Source organism: Rahnella sp. PCH160, assembly GCF_047784855.1.
Classification (GTDB): Bacteria; Pseudomonadota; Gammaproteobacteria; order Enterobacterales; family Enterobacteriaceae; genus Rahnella.
Genome location: NZ_JBLOGT010000001.1, coordinates 887,870 through 906,511 on the forward strand (window position 1 = coordinate 887,870; position 18,642 = coordinate 906,511).

Genomic DNA, 18,642 nt, shown 5'->3' on the forward strand with positions numbered 1-18,642 from the left:
TAAAAAACCGGATTTTCTGTCCCTGATTTGTACACGCTGAAGCTAAGCAGGAATTCCCTTATCGCCTGAATGACCGGGGCGAGTTTAGCCAAAACGGTAAAAAACTACCCCGCAAAGATAAACGTTCGCATCCTGCCGGTGTCTCCCTATACTGCTGTTATATCGGCTGGCTCAGCACCTTGTTTGGGAAAATCCTATGAAGTCATGGCTCTTATCGCTTTTGTTGCTTGTCCCGTTGTGCTCGCAGGCGGCGTCTACGCCGAAAGAAATCCAGGCGCGTTTCAGCCAGTTTAAGGTCGGGGATAAAACCATCTGCCTCGATGATGTGACCTACGCCAACAACAACAAAATGAAGGTCATCGAGAACGGCTTCGTGGTATCAAAACGTAAGAATGTGCTGATTTACCAGAGCAATACGCTGTTTTTGCTCGGTAACGATGTCACGGTGAACATCAAAGCGGTGATTGAAAGCAAGATGGGGAAAACGTCATTCTCTAATCAGTTTAAGCAGGCCATGATCCTGGTCGACGGGATGGATGATCCGGCGCGGGCTGGCGAGAAAGCCAAAATCATTCGGTCGTTCGAAGATGTGATCTCCGATAAGCACAACGAAACGCCGTACAGCTCGGTGGCGCTGACCGAGAAAGGCTACATCATCACTCAGGTTGAAAGCCATTCCACCACCATCAGCGAATGTTATGTGACGCCGTATAAAAAGGCGGAAAGTGCCCGATAAATCAGAGGGAAATGATGACTGTTTTAGTACCGATGAGCACTGCATTTTATGAAGAATTTGCAGAACGGCTGGCGAAAGATTACGCCGAAGAGAATGTGACCGCCGGGCTGTGGCTGCCGGATACGGCGCTGGAACGCGCGCGCAGCTCCACACAAAACGCGCTGCCGCAGGGCGTTGAAACACCGGATCACTATTTGTATGAAATCAGGCAGGAAGAACCGGGCGAAACCGTGGGATATTTGTGGTTTGCCAATATTGAACGCTACGGCGTGCGCAGCGCTTTCGTGTATGAACTGACGGTTTACCCGCAATTTCGCCGTCAGGGACATGCCATCGCGGCGTTCCGGCTGATGGAAGAACGCCTGCGCGAGCTGGGCAGCGTGGCTATCGAACTGAACGTTTTCGCCAGCAATCCCGGCGCGCAGGCACTTTATGCCAGCCTGGGTTATGTCACGACAAAAATGAATATGCGCAAACCGCTTTAACGTATGTATTTCATAAAGTTAGTCGCTTTACCCACGCGGTCATACAGTTTGCGCGCGGTGTAATTGGTGGTCTGCGTCATCCAGTACACGTTGGCTTTTTCGTTTTTGTCGGCGTGTGCGTAGACCACTTCAATCAGTTTCTGTCCGATGCCCAGTTTGCGTGCGGACTCATCGACGTATAAATCCTGCAAATACACCACCTGCTGCATGTGCCAGCCGTGATCGTGATTCAGGCAATTCACCAGCCCGACCAACCTCCCCTGATATTCCGCCACATAGCCAAACATCCCGTCATAGTCAGGGTCTGACAGCCTCCGGAACGTGAAATCAAACTGCGCCGGATCCAGCTCTGACTGGTAAAAATCCAGATAACCGCGCCACAGATTCTCCCAGCTTTCACGGTCAGCGGGCGCTAATGAACGGATAACAACATCTTGCGACTGGCTCATCGGTCATTCTCCTCGGTAAATAAAATCGTTACGGGCGGGACTGCGGATAATGTATCAGGTCGTGGAAACGCACGGAATGTTCGCTGTTGTTGCGGTAAGCGTGCGCGCAATCGGCGGCAAAACGCAGTGCTTCACCGGCGCTGAGGGTACGTGTGACGCCGTCGACCGTCAGCGTCAGTTCGCCCTCAATCACAATCACATGTTCAATGACCCCCGCTTCGTGCGGCGAAGATTCGCTGCATCCGCCGGGTTCGAGATCGATAACAAACATGTCCATCCGCAGCGTGGTATCAAACGGAAACAGCGGCACGACGCGCATTCCCGACGTGTGGCTGTTAAATGTAGTCAGCAAACCATGACGGTGCAGCGCTGCAGACTGCGCGGGCGGCGTTTCGAGAAACTCGGAGAAAGAGACGTTCAGCCCGCTGGCGATTTTCCACAGCGTCGCCACCGTCGGGCTGGATTCGCCCCGCTCAATCTGGCCGAGCATCGCTTTACTGACACCGGTTTTTTCTGCCGTCTGGCTGAGGCTCCAGCCCCGTTCGCTGCGCACGGCTTTCAGCTGGCTGCCGATGTGGTGCGTGAGATCCTGCATCCTGACTCCTCTGGCAATCGGATATTTGATGATCGCAATTGTACGCTATAACGCACAGTGATATCTTGAACGCCACGGCGTGCGCTATAACGCACAACAGCATAGCGCCCGCGTCCGGTAACCAGAAGGATTTTCATCAATGCCATCGCGAATAAGCTTCCATGATTTGACGTTTTCGGCGGTTATCGCCGGATTTGTCGCCGTTCTCGTCGGATATACCAGCTCTGCGGCGATCATCTTTCAGGCTGCCGAAGCCGCCGGTGCCAGCGTGGCGCAGATTGGTGGCTGGCTGAGTATGCTCGGGCTGGGAATGGGCATGACGAGCATCGGTCTGTCGCTGTATTACCGCACACCGGTGGTCACGGCGTGGTCGACGCCGGGCGCCGCGCTGCTGGTCACCAGCCTGCACGGCACGACAATCAATGAAGCGATTGGCGTTTTTGTGTTTGCGACCGGGCTGATCCTGCTGTGCGGCGTGACCGGATTATTCGCCCGGCTGATGCAATACATTCCGCAGGCGCTTTCAGCCGCCATGCTCGGCGGGATTTTACTGCGTTTCGGGCTGGATGCTTTTACCTCTCTGCACAGTAATTTCGCGCTGGCGGGCAGCATGTGTCTTGTTTATTTGCTGGCGAAACGCGCCCTGCCACGCTATGCCGTAGTGCTCGCCCTCGCCGCCGGACTGATGGTGGCCGGATTACAGGGCGATATTTCGCTGCACGGCCAGACCATGACGTTCGCCGTTCCGGCGTTTGTGATGCCGCACTTTACGTGGTCCTCCATTATCGGCATCGGCATTCCGTTTTTCGTGGTGACGATGGCGTCACAAAACGCGCCGGGTATCGCCACGCTGAAAGCCCACGGCTATCATCTGCCCGTTTCACCGCTGATTTCATGGACGGCGCTGACTGCGTTAGTTTTAGCGCCATTCGGTGGTTTTACCATCTGTATCGCCGCCATTACCGCCGCAATCTGCATGGGCGAAGATATCCATCCTGATCCGAAAAAGCGCTATATGGCCGCCGTCGCCGCCGGGATTTTCTATCTGATTGCCGGAGTATTTGGCGGTTCGATCGGTATGGTATTTACCGCGCTGCCTCCCGCGCTTATCCACACCATCGCCGGGCTGGCGCTGCTCGGCACCATTGCCGGGAGCTTATACCGTGCGCTGGAAAATGAACGTCAGCGCGACGCGGCGATCATCACTTTTCTGATCACCGCCTCCGGCGTGACCTTACTCGGCGTCGGCTCGGCATTCTGGGGCTTAATCGGCGGCGTGATGACCCACCTGATCCTGAGTATTCCTGCGCGCAACAAGGCGCAACCGCCCGCGAAAGGTTGAGTCCGTTCAAGTTATGGGTAACAGGTTTTCGTAACACGAAACAAAGTGACGGTGATCACATTTTCCGGCGTCCAAACGCTCTTTACTGGGAGCCATCAGGCCAAAAACGCCCCCCTTTAAAGAGCGAGAATTCCATGACGATTGCCACTCAATCCTGCGTAGTGACCGGGAAAAAAGACGTCTCAGTGATCGGCCAGACCCTCGACTACACGGGCCAGGGCACGCTGGTGAAAATAACCCGTGGCGGCATCTGCGGCTCTGATCTGCATTATTACGAACACGGTCAGGTCGGCGATTTCAAAGTCCGCGAAGCGATGGTGCTCGGGCATGAAGTAGTCGGCGTGGTGGAAAAATCAGATAACCCGCGTTTGCAGCCGGGTCAGAAAGTCGCGCTGAACCCGAGCAAGCCGTGCAAAGCCTGTAAATACTGCCTTTCCGGCGATGAAAACCAGTGCACCACCATGAAATTCTTCGGCAGCGCGATGTATTTCCCGCACATCAACGGCGCGTTCACGCAGTATAAAATCGTCGACAGCGACCAGTGCATTCCTTACGACAATCAGGTCAGCGACCGGCTGATGGTCTTTGCTGAACCGCTGGCGGTGGCCATCCACGCAGTGAATCAGGCCGGGGATATTCGTGGCAAAACGGTGTTTGTTTCCGGCGTCGGCCCGATTGGCTGCCTGATCGTGCTGGCGGCTAAAGCCAAAGGTGCCGCAGACATTGTGGTAACCGATCCGAGCGAACGCTGCCGTACGCTGGCGCTGGCGGTCGGTGCCAGCCAGGCGCTCGACGCCGCGCAGGGTGATTTCTCCGCGTATCAGGCCGAAAAGGGCTTTTTCGACGTGTCTTTCGACGCCTCCGGCCACCCTTCTTCTATCCGCCGCTGTCTGGACGTCACCCGTGCGCGCGGTACGCTGGTGCAGGTCGGCATGGGGCCGGTGGTCAATGAATTCCCGCTGATGATGCTGATTGCGAAAGAAATTAATTGGGTCGGCAGCTTCCGTTTCACCGAGGAATTCAACACGGCGGTGGAATGGCTGGCGAATAAAACCGTTGATCCGATGCCGCTGCTTTCCGCCGAATTCCCGCAACAGGATCTGGTGGACGCGCTGGAGTTTGCGCTGGATAAATCCAGAGCGTCGAAAGTTCAGCTGGTTTTCTAGTCTGCTGACGGATTCACAATATCAAAACATCGTTTCATTTTATGATGTCCTCTGATTTTCATCCTCAGAGGACATTTACATTATGGTGAAGGACAACGCGAAAAAGCAGGTCGCCCTGCTGCTGGCGGACGGATTTGAAGAAGGCGAAGCGGTGATCGTGCTCGATATTCTTGAGCGGCTGGAGATTCAGGTGACGACGCTGGCCTGCCAGAAAAGCCTGACGCTGCGCACTTACCACGGCATTCAGATGCACGCCAATGAATTGCTGAGCGCACAGAGCGACCGTTTGTATGACGCGGTGGTGATGCCCGGCGGCCCGGAAGGTTCGGTGGCGCTGGCGGCCAGCAAAGACGTCGTGGAATTTGTCCGCCGTCATGACGAAGCCGGAAAGCTGATTTGCCCGCTGTGCTCGGCAGCGGCGCGCGTTCTGGGCGGCAACGGCCTGCTGAAAGGACGGCGTTATGTCTGTTCCGGCGATTTATACAAAGACGTCAAAGACGGTGTTTACGTGAATCAGTCTTTCGTCGAAGACGGCAATCTGCTCAGCGGCAAAGGCTTAGGGCTGGCATTTGATTTCGCGTTCCAGCTGGCGTACCGCCTGACCGGCGACGCCCAAACCACCAATTTCCAGGCCGAACACATCGATTATCACCACTGGCGCGCTGACCAGAAAATCTGAATGCCATCAGCGGACGGCGCAGGTCGTCCGCTGTGGTCATCATCATGTCCGTTTTTGGCATTTTCCTCACAGGCTTTCAGGCGCAGACTGGTTTAACACTCACCAGATGGAGTCCGAAAATGACCCACAGCGCCCTGTTAAATATCGATGTACAACGTTCTTTCGAACAAAAAGACTTCTGGCAGCAGGATGATTTACCGGCATTCAGCCAGGCATTAACCCGCCTGATTGATGGCTGTCAGACCCGCGACGTTCCCGTCATTGACGTATTTCACGTTAACCCCGATGGCGTATTTTCGCTTGAGTCCGGGCTGGTCACGCCGATGGCTTTTCTGACGCATCAGCCACAGCACGTCGTCCATAAACATGTTCACAATTCCCTGACTGAATCCGGCCTCGACGCCTGGCTTCGCGAACGCGGAATTACACATCTGATAATCGCCGGAATGCGTACCGAACAATGCTGTGAAACCACGGCGCGCGTGGCGTCTGATCTGGGTTACACAGTGACGTTTGTTACTGAGGCGACGCTGACGTTTCCGATGACGCACGCCAGCGGCGTGACGCTGAGCGCGGCTGAGATTAAATTGCGCACCGAGCTGGTGCTGGCCGACCGTTTCGCCACGATCACTGACGTCGACGGCGCACTGGCGGAAATCGATCACGCTGTGTGAAGATAGGCGCTGCGAAGGCTAACCCACGAGGCGATATGCAGCGAAATGTCTACTTTGTAATGCTCCCCGGCGTGATGTCGCTGGATCTGACCGGTCCGGCGGAAGCGCTGCGCATCGCCGGGCAGTTTGCCTTGCACTACATCGGCCCGCTGCCGGAAGTCACGATGTCGACCGGGCTGACAGTCAGCCATTTGCTGCCGCTGCCTGAGACTTTGCCGGAAGGCAGCATTGTCATAATGCCCGGCGTTGCAGATTCGGCAGATAACTTTGCCACGCCTGCCGCACAAACCGCCTGCGACTGGCTGCGCCTGCAAAAAAGCGCGATCGAAGGGGGGCGTTTAACGCTGGTGTGCATCTGCGCGGGGAGCCTTCTGGCGGGAAAAGCCGGGCTGCTCGACGGTTATCAGTGCACCACGCATCACGACGTGATCGCGCGTTTACGCCAGCAGGTGCCTGCCGCGCAGGTGAAAGATAACCGGATATTTGTCGAAGACCGTTCCGTACTGACCAGCGCGGGGATCAGCGCCGGTATCGATCTGGCGCTGCATCTGATCGCCACACATCTCGGGCCGCAGGCCGCGCTGGACGTCGCCCGCGAAATGGTGGTCTATTTCCGTCGTGGCGGCGATGACCCGCAACTTTCCCCGTGGCTGCGCTACCGTAATCATCTGCATCCTGCCGTCCATCGCGCGCAAAACCTGATGGCCGCCGAACCGGAATCCCCGTGGCAGGTGGAAGACGTCGCCGCCAGAGCGCACATCAGCGGCCGCCACCTCACCCGCCTTTTCCGCCAGCATTTGGGCATCAGCGTGCGCGACTACCACGAACAGCTGCGCATCGCCGTCGCACAACAACGCATCCAGCAAGGATCAGGCATCGAGAAAGCCGCCCTCGCCGCCGGATTCTCCTCCGGCAGACAATTCAGACGGGCGCAGGAAAGGTGGAGCTGAGAGGGTTTAACTCACCCAATTCCGCCGGTCAATTTTCCCCAGCGCCATTGCCAGTAATAAACCGCCGCCGAGTCCGCAAATAAACAGGTACCCGACATTGAGCAGCGGGAATTGGGGGAAATCGAGATGGCGGCCGCGCAGACCGATGATGATCAGCGCATGAAAGCCGTAGATCGCCAGTGAATGGCGGGAGATAAGCGAAAATCCTGGCAACACACGATCTGCCAGCGCGTTTTTGAACGTCACAAACAGCGCCATCGCGGAGATAAACACCAGCGGACCGCTGTAGACGTAGAAAGTATCGGCGAAATTCTGGTTAATCAGCATCTGCCGGTAAGTCCCGCCCGCAATCGCCAGCGTGCTGAGAACGAAAACGACAGCGGCGGTCAGCGTCACGCCGGGCTTTCGGGTATCAATCTGGCTGATGGCGCGTCCCATCAGGGCATACAGGACGTAATAAAACGTGTCGCCGCTGATGTACAAATCCAGCGGCAGAAGATGGACTTTCTGCCAGGTGAGCGCCGGAAGCTGCGGGTTCGCCAGTACGGCGAGCAAAATCCCGGCAATCAGTAAATATTTCCCGGAGACGGCTTTTACGCTGATCAGCGGAGAAAGCAGGTAAATCACGATAATCGCGTAGAAGAACCAAAGGTGATAAAACACCGGTTTTTCCAGAATCAGCCGCAGAGACGGCCAAAAACCTATTTTGGTCATCGTAAAAATATAGAGCAGCGAGACAACGCTGTAGAACAACAGGCATAAACTGACGCGCAGAAAATGGCGCTTCTGCGCACTTTTTTCCCCAAAAAATAGCGCACCGGAAATCATAAAGAACAGTGGCACACAGACGCGGGACGCCGAATTCAGCAGGTTTGCCACGGTCCATTCCGCCGTCTGTATCGCCGGGAAATTCACCACCAGCGAGGTGCTGGCGTGAATCATCACCACCATCATGCAGGCGAGCGCGCGCAGATTATCTATCCAGCTGATTTTTTGGCTCATTATCTGCAAATTCCTTCCCGTTGATGTGCTGTTTGCAGCGTAGTCACCTTTTTGAACGCTAACAAGGCAAAAGTGCCGATCTCAGATTGTGCTTAACGTGAATCAGAAGATTGCACTGCGCTCAAAAAATCGGCAAAATAACGCCCATTACTGCCTCGCTTGCGAATCCCGCCCGGACAGTCTCTTATTTTTTCGCTAAATCTCAACCGATTAGCCTTACGTCTGTGAAATAAAAATATGCATAATTCTCCAAATACTGCGTCCCTTCTGGGGCGGCAGGCGCTTTTGTTCCCCCTGTGTCTGGTGCTGTTCGAGTTTGCGACTTATATCGGCAACGATATGATCCAGCCGGGCATGCTGGCCGTCGTGGCTAATTTTAATGCCGGGGAAGAATGGGTGCCCACCTCAATGACCGCGTATCTCGCGGGTGGAATGTTCCTGCAATGGCTGCTCGGGCCGCTGTCCGACCGGCGCGGGCGTCGTCCGGTGATGCTCGCGGGCGTCAGCTTTTTCATCGTCACCTGTCTGGCGATTCTGTTCGTGCAGAACATCGAACAATTTATGGTGATGCGTTTCCTTCAGGGCATCAGCCTGTGCTTTATCGGCGCCGTCGGGTACGCCGCGATACAGGAATCCTTCGAGGAATCCATCTGCATTAAGATCACCGCCATGATGGCAAACGTGGCGCTGATTGCGCCGCTGCTGGGCCCGCTGGCCGGTGCGGCGCTGATCCACGTTGCGCCGTGGCAGCTGATGTTTGTGATTTTCGCCGTGCTGGCCGCGATTTCGCTGTGGGGATTGTGGAAATCCATGCCGGAAACCGCCTCGCGCCTTGGCGAGAAGTTTTCCATGCCAAGCCTGCTGCACGATTACAAACTGGTGCTCAAAAACCGCCAGTTCGTGTGTGGCGCACTGGCAATTGGTTTTGCCAGCCTGCCGCTGCTGACGTGGATTGCACAGTCGCCGGTGATTTTAATCAGCGGCGAAGGGCTTTCGACCTACGATTACGGCCTGTTGCAGGTGCCGATTTTCGGCGCGCTGATTATCGGTAACGTTACGCTGGCGCGCCTGACCGGCAAACGCACAGTGGAATACCTGATTAAATTCGGCGCAGGCCCGATGGTTGTCGGTCTGCTGATTGCCGCCGCCGCGACGCTGTTCTCCGCCCATGCCTATCTGTGGATGACGGCGGGGTTGAGTTTGTATGCTTTCGGGATTGGTGTGGCGAACGCCGGTTTGTACCGCCTGACACTGTTCTCGAGCGACATGAGCAAAGGCACCGTTTCAGCGGCGATGGGCGTCATCAGCATGATGATATTCACGTTAGGGATTGAGCTGGCGAAAGTCGCTTACGTCGAAGGCGGCGCGGGGATGTTTAACCTGTTCAATCTTCTGAGCGGCCTGTCGTGGCTGGCGCTGGTGGTCGTTTTCCTGCGCAGCCGTCAGGTCGTATTGCCGCCGAACAGCGTGGTTTAATGTAGTCCTGAGTCGCCTGCTAAACCCCTCCCAGCCTCCCCCTTCGCAGGGGGAGGAGCCGAAAACCGATCTGCTCCCTCCCCTGCGAAGGGGAGGGCTGGGGTGGGGTATTAATGGCAACGCCGAATCAGAACAAGCCCATCGGTTTGCTTGAATAGGACACCAGCAGGCATTTCGTTTGCTGATAGTGATCCAACATCATCTTGTGAGTTTCACGCCCAAGCCCGGATTGTTTGTAACCGCCGAACGCCGCATGTGCCGGATAGGCGTGGTAGCAGTTAGTCCAGACGCGACCGGCCTGAATGTTGCGCCCCATGTGATACGCCACGTTGCCGTCGCGGCTCCAGACGCCCGCCCCCAGCCCGTACGCCGTGTCGTTAGCGATTTGCAGCGCGTCATCCATATCTTTAAACGTCGTCACTGCCAGCACCGGTCCGAAGATTTCTTCCTGGAATACGCGCATGTTGTTTTTACCCAGCAAAATGGTCGGTTGCAGGTAATAACCGTCGTTCAGCGAGCCTTCGAGTTTTTTCTTCGCGCCACCGGTCAGCACTTCCGCGCCCTCTTTCTTACCGATTTCGATGTAATCCAGAATGGTTTTCATCTGTCCGGCAGAAACTTGCGCGCCCATCTGGGTCTCCATATCCAGCGGGTTACCCGTTTTGATGGCTTCCACGCGTTTTATCGCGCGTTCCATGAAACGTTCGTAGATGGATTCCTGCACCAGCGCGCGGCTCGGGCAGGTACAGACTTCGCCCTGATTGAACGCAAACAGCGCGAAACCTTCCAGCGCTTTGTCAAAGAATTCGTCTTCTTTGTCCATCACGTCGGCGAAGAAAATGTTCGGGGATTTTCCGCCCAGTTCCAGCGTGGCCGGGATCAGGTTTTGTGCCGCGTAACCGGCGATTTGCTGGCCGACTTCGGTCGAACCGGTGAACGCAACTTTGGCGATACGTTTGGATGTCGCCAGATATTCACCGATTTCACTGCCTGAACCGTTTACCACGTTGATGACGCCCGCAGGCAGAATGTCCTGCACCAGTTCCATCAGCAACAGCACGGAGAGCGGCGTCAGTTTGGCCGGTTTGAGCACGATGCAGTTACCGGCAGCCAGCGCCGGTGCCATTTTCCAGCACGCCATCAGCAGCGGAAAGTTCCACGGAATGATTTGTGCCACAACGCCCAGCGGTTCGTGGAAATGATAGGCGACGGTTTCGCTGTCGATTTCGCTGATCCCACCTTCCTGCGCCCGGATACAGGACGCGAAATAGCGGAAATGGTCAATCGCCAGCGGCACGTCGGCACCGCTGGTTTCACGGATCGGTTTCCCGTTGTCCCAGGTTTCGGCATTAGCCAGCAACTCAATGTTTTGTTCCATCCGGTCGGCGACTTTAAGCAGTAAGTTCGCCCGTTGCTGCACCGGCATTTTGCCCCAGTCAGCTTTGGCTTTGTGCGCGGCGTCCAGCGCCAGCTCAATGTCATCAGTACTGGAACTGGCCACTTTACACAGCACTTCGCCGGTCACCGGCGTCAGATTGTCGTAATACTCTTTTTTCACCGGTGCGACCCATTCGCCGCCAATAAAGTTGTCGTACTGTTTTTTGAGTTTGAGCGGGAAACCGTATTCTTCCGGTTTAACAGCATGAGGATTTTTATCATAAGCCATGATGAGACTCCTTTATGCAGCAGGTTTTAGCAGAGCGCTGCATAAAGCGTAGGCCGCAGATGCCTGACGGGTGGGATGTAAAGAGAACTCTTCGAGCCGCTTCACACCTTTTTTGTCGCAAGCCCGGCATTACCCCCTCCGGGTGGCGTCGTGCGCGCAAAACTCTCGCGCAGGAACAGGCGTTCAACCAGTTTGATCAGCGCCGGACGCTCAACACACCAGCCCGGCGCGATGCGGCGAAAGTTGATATAACCCAGCGAACAGGCGGTGGCGATATCGGCCACGTTGAGATGGTCAGAATTGAGCAGCGTGCGGTTTTCGGCGTGTTTTTCCAGCGCGTCCAGCCCGCGCAGCAATTTCTCGCGCTGACGCAAAACCCAGGCTTCGTTGCGTTTATCGGCCTCGCGACGGTTTTCCAGCACCAACGCGACGGCGGCGTCCGTTACACCATCGGCCAGCGCTTCGATTTGCTTTACCCGCAACGCGTCCAGCGGCTGCAACGGCAAAAAAGCCGGCGCGACGTTCATCAGCTCGATGTACTGCACAATAATGGGGGAATCGTAAAAGACTTCGCCGTCGTCAGTGACCAGCGCGGGGACTTTGCCGAGGGGATTAAATTGGGTGATTTTGCAGCCGGGTTCGTGCGGCACGTCGTTAATGAAATCGAACGGGATACCTTTCTCCAGCAGCATCACCGAAATTTTGCGCACATACGGGCTGGTATAACTGCCGATCAGTTTCATCAGAGCCTCCACGTTTTTCATCGGAACCTCTGTTAAAGCTAGCAGCCACGGCACGCTTTACCAGTAAAGACGCGGCGGGCTGCCAGCTTTGAGCATCATCCGGCAGGGAACAGGAAGGGGTTCACACCGCTGCCGGTAAAGCCTTTATCTTCCATGCGGTCGTCGAGCAACAGCGTGGCGAGATCGTCGGCGACAGCATCGGCCTGCGGATCTTTGTCCTGATAAATCACTTTCAGATATGCACCGCAATCATCACAGGCTTCGGCTTTGATCGTGGCCTGCCCGACGTCGGCGGAACCCTCGGTTAAAGACCAGTAGTGAAGATTACCCATTTCGTCGCAATTGCTGCATTTCGCGCGCACAACGTGCCATTCACTTTCGCAAAGATTGCAGTGCAGATAGCGCAGGCCGTTGTTAGCACCCAGCGCAATCACCGCCGAAACCGGAATACTGCCGCACACCGGGCAGAACTGGCGGCTTTCACCGTAATCCGCACGGCCTACGCCGCGAAGCTGCGCGGCCATCTGCGTCCAGTACAGCGACAGCGCTGCCCAGATAAACGGCGCTTTGTCGGCAGGAACCGGTGCGAAATCCTGATTCAGCAGCTGCGTTGCCATCATTTCCCGCTGAAGGCTCGGAGAATGCTCGAGGCGCTCCAGCACGCGACGCACGGTTTCATCCGCACCCGGTTTGAGCTCTGTAATCAGCGCATCCAGCAGAACCAGCCAGTGCGGCGTTCGCGGAAACAAACTGCAATCAAGCGGCGGTTTACCGGCGGCTTTTTGCAGCTCTTCGCTGAGGTCAATTTCCAGCGGAAACGCCGCCAGAACCCGCTTCTGCGCGTCGCAAATCGTCGCGGCAAAGTTCAGATACCCGTCCAGCGGGCTGTCTTCTGCCAGTTTGCGCAAACGGTCGGCGCGGCGCGGGTAAAGGGTTTTCAGATTGGCGAACAATACCGGCGGGATATTTCCCGCCGTTTTGCCGTCAGCCAGTTCGTCCTGCGGAACAATCTGTATGCTCATCCGGCTTTCCTTTCGTCCTGTTCTTTTTTCTGTTCTTCAGCACGCACCTGACGATACCAGCGCGGATGATGATATTTCGCCCAGGACGCAGGCACTTTGCCTTCGGTCATGGCCGTGATGGAGCCTCTCGCCCAGGTCGCGGCGTAGACATGCATGATGATGACCAGAATCAGCCCGATACCCGCCAGCGAATGCACCAGCAATGCCAGGCGAATCAGCGGGATCGGGAAGTAACCGGCAAACCACGGACGCCAGATCATCACACCGCTTGCCATCAGCAAGACCAGGCAGCTGATGGCCGCCCAGAACACGCATTTCTGGCCGAAGTTATAGCGCCCTGTATCACCAACTTCATGATTGGTGAGCACTTTGTGGATATTTTTCGCCCACACGATGTCATCTTTTTCCGGCAGATTGTGCTTCCAGTAACGGAAGAACATCCGAGGAACGAGACGAACATCACCACGCCAAAGAACGGGTGAAGGATACGCGCCAGTTGCGGGGTGCCGTAAACATTCATCAGCCAGTTAAACGATGGGAAGAAGAAGCCGATACCGCTGAGCGCCAGCGTCACAAAACAAAAAGCGACGATCCAGTGATTGAGACGTTCCACCAGATTATAGCGCTGGATTAACTTCTCTTTTTTCATGAGTGTGTCTCCTCATCATTCTGTTTTTCTTCGTCTTTTTCATCCACAGGCTCTTCTTTCACATAGTTGGGTCCCACGCCGAGGAAGTGGAAGGCCGCCGCCGCGAAGGTCACGGCAAAGCCGACGGCCGCCAGCGGTTTCCAGATGCCTTTCCAGAGCGTGACCGCCGTGCTGATCGCCGGGTCTTTTGGCAGGCCGTGGTACAGCTCCGGTTTGTCGTTGTGGTGCAACACATACATCACGTGCGTGCCGCCGACGCCTTGCGGATCGTATAATCCGGCCTGTTCAAAACCGCGTCCTTTCAGCTCGCTGACGCGTTCCGCCGCCAGATCCTGCATTTCCGTTTTGGTCCCGAAATGAATCGCACCGGTCGGACAGGTTTTCACGCAGGCCGGTTCCTGCCCGACGCTGACGCGGTCAACGCACAGCGTGCATTTGTACGCCCGGTTGTCCTGCGGGTTAATGCGCGGGATGTTGAACGGGCAGCCGGCGATGCAGTAACCGCAGCCGATGCAGTGTTCCGACTGAAAATCGACGATGCCGTTAGCGTACTGAAGGATCGCACCTTCCGCCGGGCAGGCTTTCAGACAGCCCGGATCGGCGCAGTGCATGCAGCCGTCTTTGCGGATCAGCCATTCCAGCTTGCCGTTTTCTTCCACTTCCGAGAAACGCATCACCGTCCAGGATTTCGCGCTGAGATCCATCGGGTTGTCGTAAACGCCGGTGTTCACGCCGACGTCATCGCGCAGGTCGTTCCATTCGGAACAGGCGACCTGACAGCCTTTACAGCCGATGCAGGTGGTGACGTCGATAAGCTTCGCCACTTCCTGCTGATGATCGCGGGCACGTGGCGCTGGCGTGAACCCGTTGGTTGCGGACTTACGAAGTATGTCCTGAGATTGCATTGCCATAATTCGCCTCCGTTAAACCTTTTCCACGTTAACCAGGAACGCCTTAAATTCCGGCGTTTGCGAGTTAGCGTCGCCGACTGACGGCGTCAGCGTATTGGCCAGATAACCTTTACGCGTTGCCCCTTCAAAACCCCAGTGACACGGGATGCCAATGGTATCGACCTGTTTTCCGTCGATGGTCAGCGGGCGGATACGCTTGGTGACCACGGCTTTCGCCACGATAAAACCGCGCTTCGAGGAGACTTTCACTTCATCGCCCTGCGCGATATTTTTCGAGGCGGCCAGACTTTCGCCGATCTCGATAAATTGCTCAGGCTGCGCGATGGCGTTTAGCAAGGCGTGCTTGGTCCAGTGGCGGAAAAGTTCGGTGATCGAATACGTGGTCGCGACGTACGGAAAGTCTTTGGCGGTACCCATATTCGGTAAATCGCTGGCAAAAATGCGGGCGACCGGATTGGAAATCACGTTTGGATGCAACGGGTTGGTGCCAATCGGCGATTCGATCGGTTCGTAATGCTCCGGGAACGGGCCATCGGCCATTTTGTCGGTCGCAAACAAACGCCCGACGCCTTCCTGTTGCATGATAAACGGCCCGACGCCGGTGCCCGGTGCAGCGTTGCTGTAATCAGGGACATCAAAACCGGTCCATTTCGCGCCATCCCAGCGGATGATTTCACGTTTTGGATCCCACGGCTGGCCCTGCGGGTCAACGGAGGCACGGTTATACAGAATGCGGCGGTTCAGCGGCCAGCTCCATGCCCAGCCGGAGGTGCAGCCCAGACCGGACGGATCGGCGTTATCGCGACGCGCCATCTGGTTGCCGGCTTCGGTCCAGCTACCGGCGTAAATCCAGCAGAAACTGGCGGTCGAGCCGTCATTTTTCAGGTGCGCGAAAGTGGAGATTTGCTGGCCTTTTTTCGCCAGAATATTGCCCTGATCGTCGTGAATATCCGCCAGCGCTTTGCCGTTGGCTTCGCGGGCGATCTCTTCCGGCAGCGGGTCGAGCGGATCCTGATAATCCCACGCCATGTTCATCACCGGCAGCGGATTCGCCCCGCCTTCTTTCTGGTACAGCTCGCGCAGTTTCATGAACAGACGTGCAATGATTTTGCCGTCGTGCAGCGCTTCACCCGGTGGCTCAGACGCCTGAAAGTGCCATTGCAGCCAGCGGCCGGAGTTCACGATTGAGCCATTTTCTTCCGCAAAGCAGGAAGAAGGCAGACGGAACACTTCGGTCTGAATGTCGGCGGTTTGCACGTCGTTCATCGCACCGTGGTTCTGCCAGAAGTTCGAAGACTCGGTCACCAGCGGGTCGATCACCACCATGTATTTCAGTTTTGAAAGCGCGCGCGAAGATTTGTTTTTGTCCGGGAAAGCCGCCAGCGGGTTGAAGCCCTGCACGATATAGCCGTTGAGTTTCCCCTGGGTCATCAGCTCAGCCTGTTGCAGCACGTCGTAGCTTTTGTCCCATTTCGGCAACCAGTCAAAGCCCCAGTCGTTGTCCGCCGTGGCGTGTTCGCCCCAGAAACTTTTCATCATGCTGACGAAGAAGTTCGGCGTGTTTTTCCAGAAGTTGACCTGATTTTCGACCAGAGTTCCCGGCGTAATTTGTTTCAGGTAATCAGTGATATTGGTTTGTTTCTCAGAAGGCAGCGGCATGTAGCCCGGCAGATTGAGCGACAGCAAACCCAGATCGGTATAACCCTGAATATTCGAGTGGCCGCGCAGCGCATTGACGCCGCCGCCGGGCATCCCGATATTGCCGAGCAGCAACTGGATCATCGCCGCACAGCGGATGATTTGCGCGCCGCCGGTGTGGTGCGTCCAGCCCAGCGCGTACAGGATGGTGGAGGTTTTATCGCGCGCGCAGGTTTCCGCCAGAATCGAGCTAATCAGCAGGAAATCTTCTTTCGACGTACCGCACAGGCGTTCAACCAGTTCCGGCGTATAGCGGGAAACGTGCTCTTTCAGCAGATTCCAGACACAGCGCGGGTCTTGTAACGTTTTGTCCTGTTTCGCGATGCCGTTTTCATCGAGCTGATAATGCCAGCTGTCTTTGTTGTAGGCTTTTTTCGTGGCATCGAAACCGCTGAACAACCCGTCGTTAAAGGCATAATCTTCGCGCACCAGCAGGCTGGCGTTGGTGTATTCCCTGACGTATTCGGTCTGAATTTTATTATGCGTAATCAGGTAGTTGATCATGCCGAGCAGGAAGGCGGTGTCGGAACCGGCACGGATTGGCGCGTAAATATCGGCCACGGCGGCGCTGCGGTTAAAGCGCGGATCGACAACAATGACTTTGGCGTTATTTTTGGTTTTGGCTTCAATCACCCATTTGAATCCGACCGGGTGGGCTTCCGCCGCATTACCGCCCATAATCAAAATGACGTTGGCGTTTTTGATATCCACCCAGTTATTGGTCATCGCGCCGCGACCGAAACTTGGCGCTAAGGCGGCAACGGTCGGCCCGTGGCACAGGCGCGCCTGACAGTCGATGGCGACCATGCCCATTGCGCGGGTGAATTTCTGATCCAGCAGACCGGTTTCATTACTTGCCGCAGACGAGCAGAGCATTCCGGTGGTCAGCCAGCGGTTGACCGTCACGTTGTTGTCATTTTTCTCAACGAAGTTAGCGTCGCGGTCATCTTTCATCAGGCGGGCAATACGGGAAATAGCCTCGTCCCAGGTGATACGCTGCCATTTATCTGAGCCCGGCGCACGGTATTCCGGGTATCTCAGACGGCCTTCGCTGTGAATATAATCCAGCACGCCGGCCCCTTTCGGGCACAACGAGCCGCGACTGACCGGGTGATCGGCATCACCCTCAACGTGGAAGATATTCTCGGTGACATTTTTCGCACCGTCGCCCTGGCTGTAAATCAGCATTCCGCAACCGACTGAACAGTAGGTGCAGTTATTGCGGGTTTCACGCGAACGGAGCAGTTTGTATTGGCGGGTTTCCGCCAGCGCCAGCGTCGGGGCGAACCCTAATAACGCGGCGGTTGTACCGGCCATTCCGCCCGCACAGATTTTGAATAATTGTCTTCTGCTGACCTGCATGAAAGACTCCTTCCCATCATTTGTTAACACATTGCTTTTCAAATTGGCGCTTTCCCCGTCAGACGCGGAAGCGGTAAAATTAAGGCTGAGTACCCATATTTTTTGTACGGCTTATGTAGCCGGATTGTTTATAAGGTTATTGCCAATGGATGTCCATCAAGTAAACGAACTGAGCGAAAAAGATGACAAAAAAGTGACTCAGATCATCGGAGCGCGCCAAAAAACGGTGATGCAACGTGCCCGTCTGGATGCGCCGGAAGAAGACTGGATTGCTGAAGAAGTGCCCGTCGCGCTGGTCTATAACGGGATATCGCACGTGGTGATGATGGCGTCGCCAAAAGACTTCGACGCCTTCGCACTGGGGTTTTCGCTCTCGGAAGGGATTATCGACTCAGTGAGCGACATTTACGGAATGGACGTCGCGCAAAACTGTAACGGCATCGAGGTTAATATTGAGTTATCGAGCCGACGCTTTGCCGGGCTGAAAGAACGCCGCCGCGCGATGGCGGGGCGCACCGGTTGCGGCGTCTGCGGCATCGAACAACTGGGCGATCTGTTTCGTCCGCTCGCGCCGCTGCCATTTACGCAAACCTTCGATCTGGCGAATCTGGACGCCGCGCTGCATCAGCTGAAATCCGTTCAGACCATCGGCCAGCTGACCGGCTGCACACATGCCGCCGCGTGGATCACACCGGAAGGCGCGTTGTCGGGCGGCTGCGAAGACGTCGGCCGCCACGTCGCGCTGGATAAAATGCTCGGCCTGCGCGCCAGACAAAACGACTGGAACACCGGCGCCGCGCTGGTTTCAAGCCGCGCCAGCTATGAAATGGTGCAGAAAGCCGCGATGTGCGGCGTTGAAATCCTGTTCGCCGTCTCCGCCGCCACCACGCTTGCGGTGGACGTCGCAGAAAAATGTAACCTGACGCTGGTCGGTTTCAGCAAACCTGGCCGGGCAACGGTGTATACGCATCCTCAGCGGTTAAGGTAACCCTCTAAGCACTCAGTGCCTTTAGACAATTTAGGATTGTTTGCGGTTA

The 18,642-nt window shown here is 56.1% G+C and carries 16 protein-coding genes and 2 pseudogenes; 9 read left to right on the forward strand and 9 right to left on the reverse strand.

Features of this window, described 5'->3' with window-relative positions; genetic code table 11:
* Window positions 1-196 precede the first annotated feature (196 nt).
* Window positions 197-736, forward strand: coding sequence for a hypothetical protein (locus ACM5QY_RS04070; RefSeq protein ID WP_416119329.1), 540 nt, complete (start codon window positions 197-199; stop codon window positions 734-736).
* Window positions 737-768: 32 nt separating this feature from the next.
* Window positions 769-1,221: a GNAT family N-acetyltransferase gene (locus ACM5QY_RS04075; RefSeq protein WP_416119330.1), complete on the forward strand. Its 453-nt coding sequence runs from the start codon at window positions 769-771 to the stop codon at window positions 1,219-1,221.
* Here ACM5QY_RS04075 and ACM5QY_RS04080 read toward each other — a convergent pair.
* Window positions 1,218-1,670: a GNAT family N-acetyltransferase gene (locus ACM5QY_RS04080; RefSeq protein WP_416119331.1), complete on the reverse strand. Its 453-nt coding sequence runs from the start codon at window positions 1,668-1,670 to the stop codon at window positions 1,218-1,220. The genes ACM5QY_RS04075 and ACM5QY_RS04080 overlap by 4 nt on opposite strands.
* 28 nt (window positions 1,671-1,698) lie before the next feature.
* Window positions 1,699-2,265 (reverse strand): helix-turn-helix domain-containing protein, encoded by a 567-nt coding sequence (locus tag ACM5QY_RS04085; RefSeq protein ID WP_416119332.1) that lies wholly within the window; start codon window positions 2,263-2,265, stop codon window positions 1,699-1,701.
* A gap of 139 nt (window positions 2,266-2,404) precedes the next feature.
* Between ACM5QY_RS04085 and ACM5QY_RS04090 the strand changes: the two genes are divergently transcribed.
* From ACM5QY_RS04090 to ACM5QY_RS04110, 5 genes and pseudogenes are all read left to right on the forward strand, one after another.
* Window positions 2,405-3,607, forward strand: coding sequence for a benzoate/H(+) symporter BenE family transporter (locus ACM5QY_RS04090; RefSeq protein WP_416119333.1), 1,203 nt, complete (start codon window positions 2,405-2,407; stop codon window positions 3,605-3,607).
* Window positions 3,608-3,741: 134 nt separating this feature from the next.
* Entirely contained in the window at window positions 3,742-4,773 is a 1,032-nt protein-coding gene (idnD, locus tag ACM5QY_RS04095; protein ID WP_416119334.1) for an L-idonate 5-dehydrogenase, read from the forward strand.
* A gap of 82 nt (window positions 4,774-4,855) precedes the next feature.
* Window positions 4,856-5,452, forward strand: a complete 597-nt coding sequence (locus ACM5QY_RS04100; RefSeq protein WP_416119336.1) for a DJ-1/PfpI family protein — start codon at window positions 4,856-4,858, stop codon at window positions 5,450-5,452.
* 119 nt (window positions 5,453-5,571) lie between these two features.
* Window positions 5,572-6,114, forward strand: a pseudogene (locus ACM5QY_RS04105) (isochorismatase family protein); the annotation flags it as partial.
* Between the two features lie 47 nt (window positions 6,115-6,161).
* Entirely contained in the window at window positions 6,162-7,076 is a 915-nt protein-coding gene (locus ACM5QY_RS04110) for a GlxA family transcriptional regulator (protein WP_416119337.1), read from the forward strand.
* A gap of 6 nt (window positions 7,077-7,082) precedes the next feature.
* Here ACM5QY_RS04110 and ACM5QY_RS04115 read toward each other — a convergent pair whose 3' ends face one another.
* Window positions 7,083-8,078, reverse strand: a complete 996-nt coding sequence (locus ACM5QY_RS04115; protein WP_416119338.1) for an acyltransferase — start codon at window positions 8,076-8,078, stop codon at window positions 7,083-7,085.
* Window positions 8,079-8,315: 237 nt separating this feature from the next.
* Between ACM5QY_RS04115 and ACM5QY_RS04120 the strand changes: the two genes are divergently transcribed.
* Entirely contained in the window at window positions 8,316-9,554 is a 1,239-nt protein-coding gene (locus tag ACM5QY_RS04120; RefSeq protein ID WP_416119339.1) for an MFS transporter, read from the forward strand.
* A gap of 127 nt (window positions 9,555-9,681) precedes the next feature.
* Here the strand turns inward: ACM5QY_RS04120 and exaC are convergent, their stop codons facing one another.
* From exaC to fdnG, 6 genes and pseudogenes are all read right to left on the reverse strand, one after another.
* Entirely contained in the window at window positions 9,682-11,220 is a 1,539-nt protein-coding gene (gene exaC / locus ACM5QY_RS04125) for an acetaldehyde dehydrogenase ExaC (RefSeq protein ID WP_416119341.1), read from the reverse strand.
* A gap of 101 nt (window positions 11,221-11,321) precedes the next feature.
* Window positions 11,322-11,963: a glutathione S-transferase gene (locus ACM5QY_RS04130; RefSeq protein WP_416119342.1), complete on the reverse strand. Its 642-nt coding sequence runs from the start codon at window positions 11,961-11,963 to the stop codon at window positions 11,322-11,324.
* Window positions 11,964-12,058: 95 nt separating this feature from the next.
* A complete protein-coding gene (fdhE, locus tag ACM5QY_RS04135; RefSeq protein ID WP_416119343.1) occupies window positions 12,059-12,985 on the reverse strand; it encodes a formate dehydrogenase accessory protein FdhE in 927 nt (308 codons plus the stop codon).
* Window positions 12,982-13,634: pseudogene (gene fdoI, locus ACM5QY_RS04140) on the reverse strand (formate dehydrogenase cytochrome b556 subunit). The gene fdhE and the pseudogene fdoI overlap by 4 nt, the downstream one beginning before the upstream one ends.
* Window positions 13,631-14,545 (reverse strand): formate dehydrogenase subunit beta, encoded by a 915-nt coding sequence (fdxH, locus tag ACM5QY_RS04145; protein WP_416119345.1) that lies wholly within the window; start codon window positions 14,543-14,545, stop codon window positions 13,631-13,633. The pseudogene fdoI and the gene fdxH overlap by 4 nt, the downstream one beginning before the upstream one ends.
* Window positions 14,546-14,557: 12 nt before the next feature.
* Entirely contained in the window at window positions 14,558-17,605 is a 3,048-nt protein-coding gene (fdnG, locus tag ACM5QY_RS04150; protein WP_416119346.1) for a formate dehydrogenase-N subunit alpha, read from the reverse strand.
* A gap of 145 nt (window positions 17,606-17,750) precedes the next feature.
* Here fdnG and fdhD point away from each other — a divergent pair, with 145 nt between their 5' ends.
* Complete coding sequence (gene fdhD, locus ACM5QY_RS04155) at window positions 17,751-18,593, forward strand: formate dehydrogenase accessory sulfurtransferase FdhD (protein ID WP_416119347.1); 843 nt, start codon at window positions 17,751-17,753, stop codon at window positions 18,591-18,593.
* The last annotated feature ends 49 nt before the right edge of the window (window positions 18,594-18,642 follow it).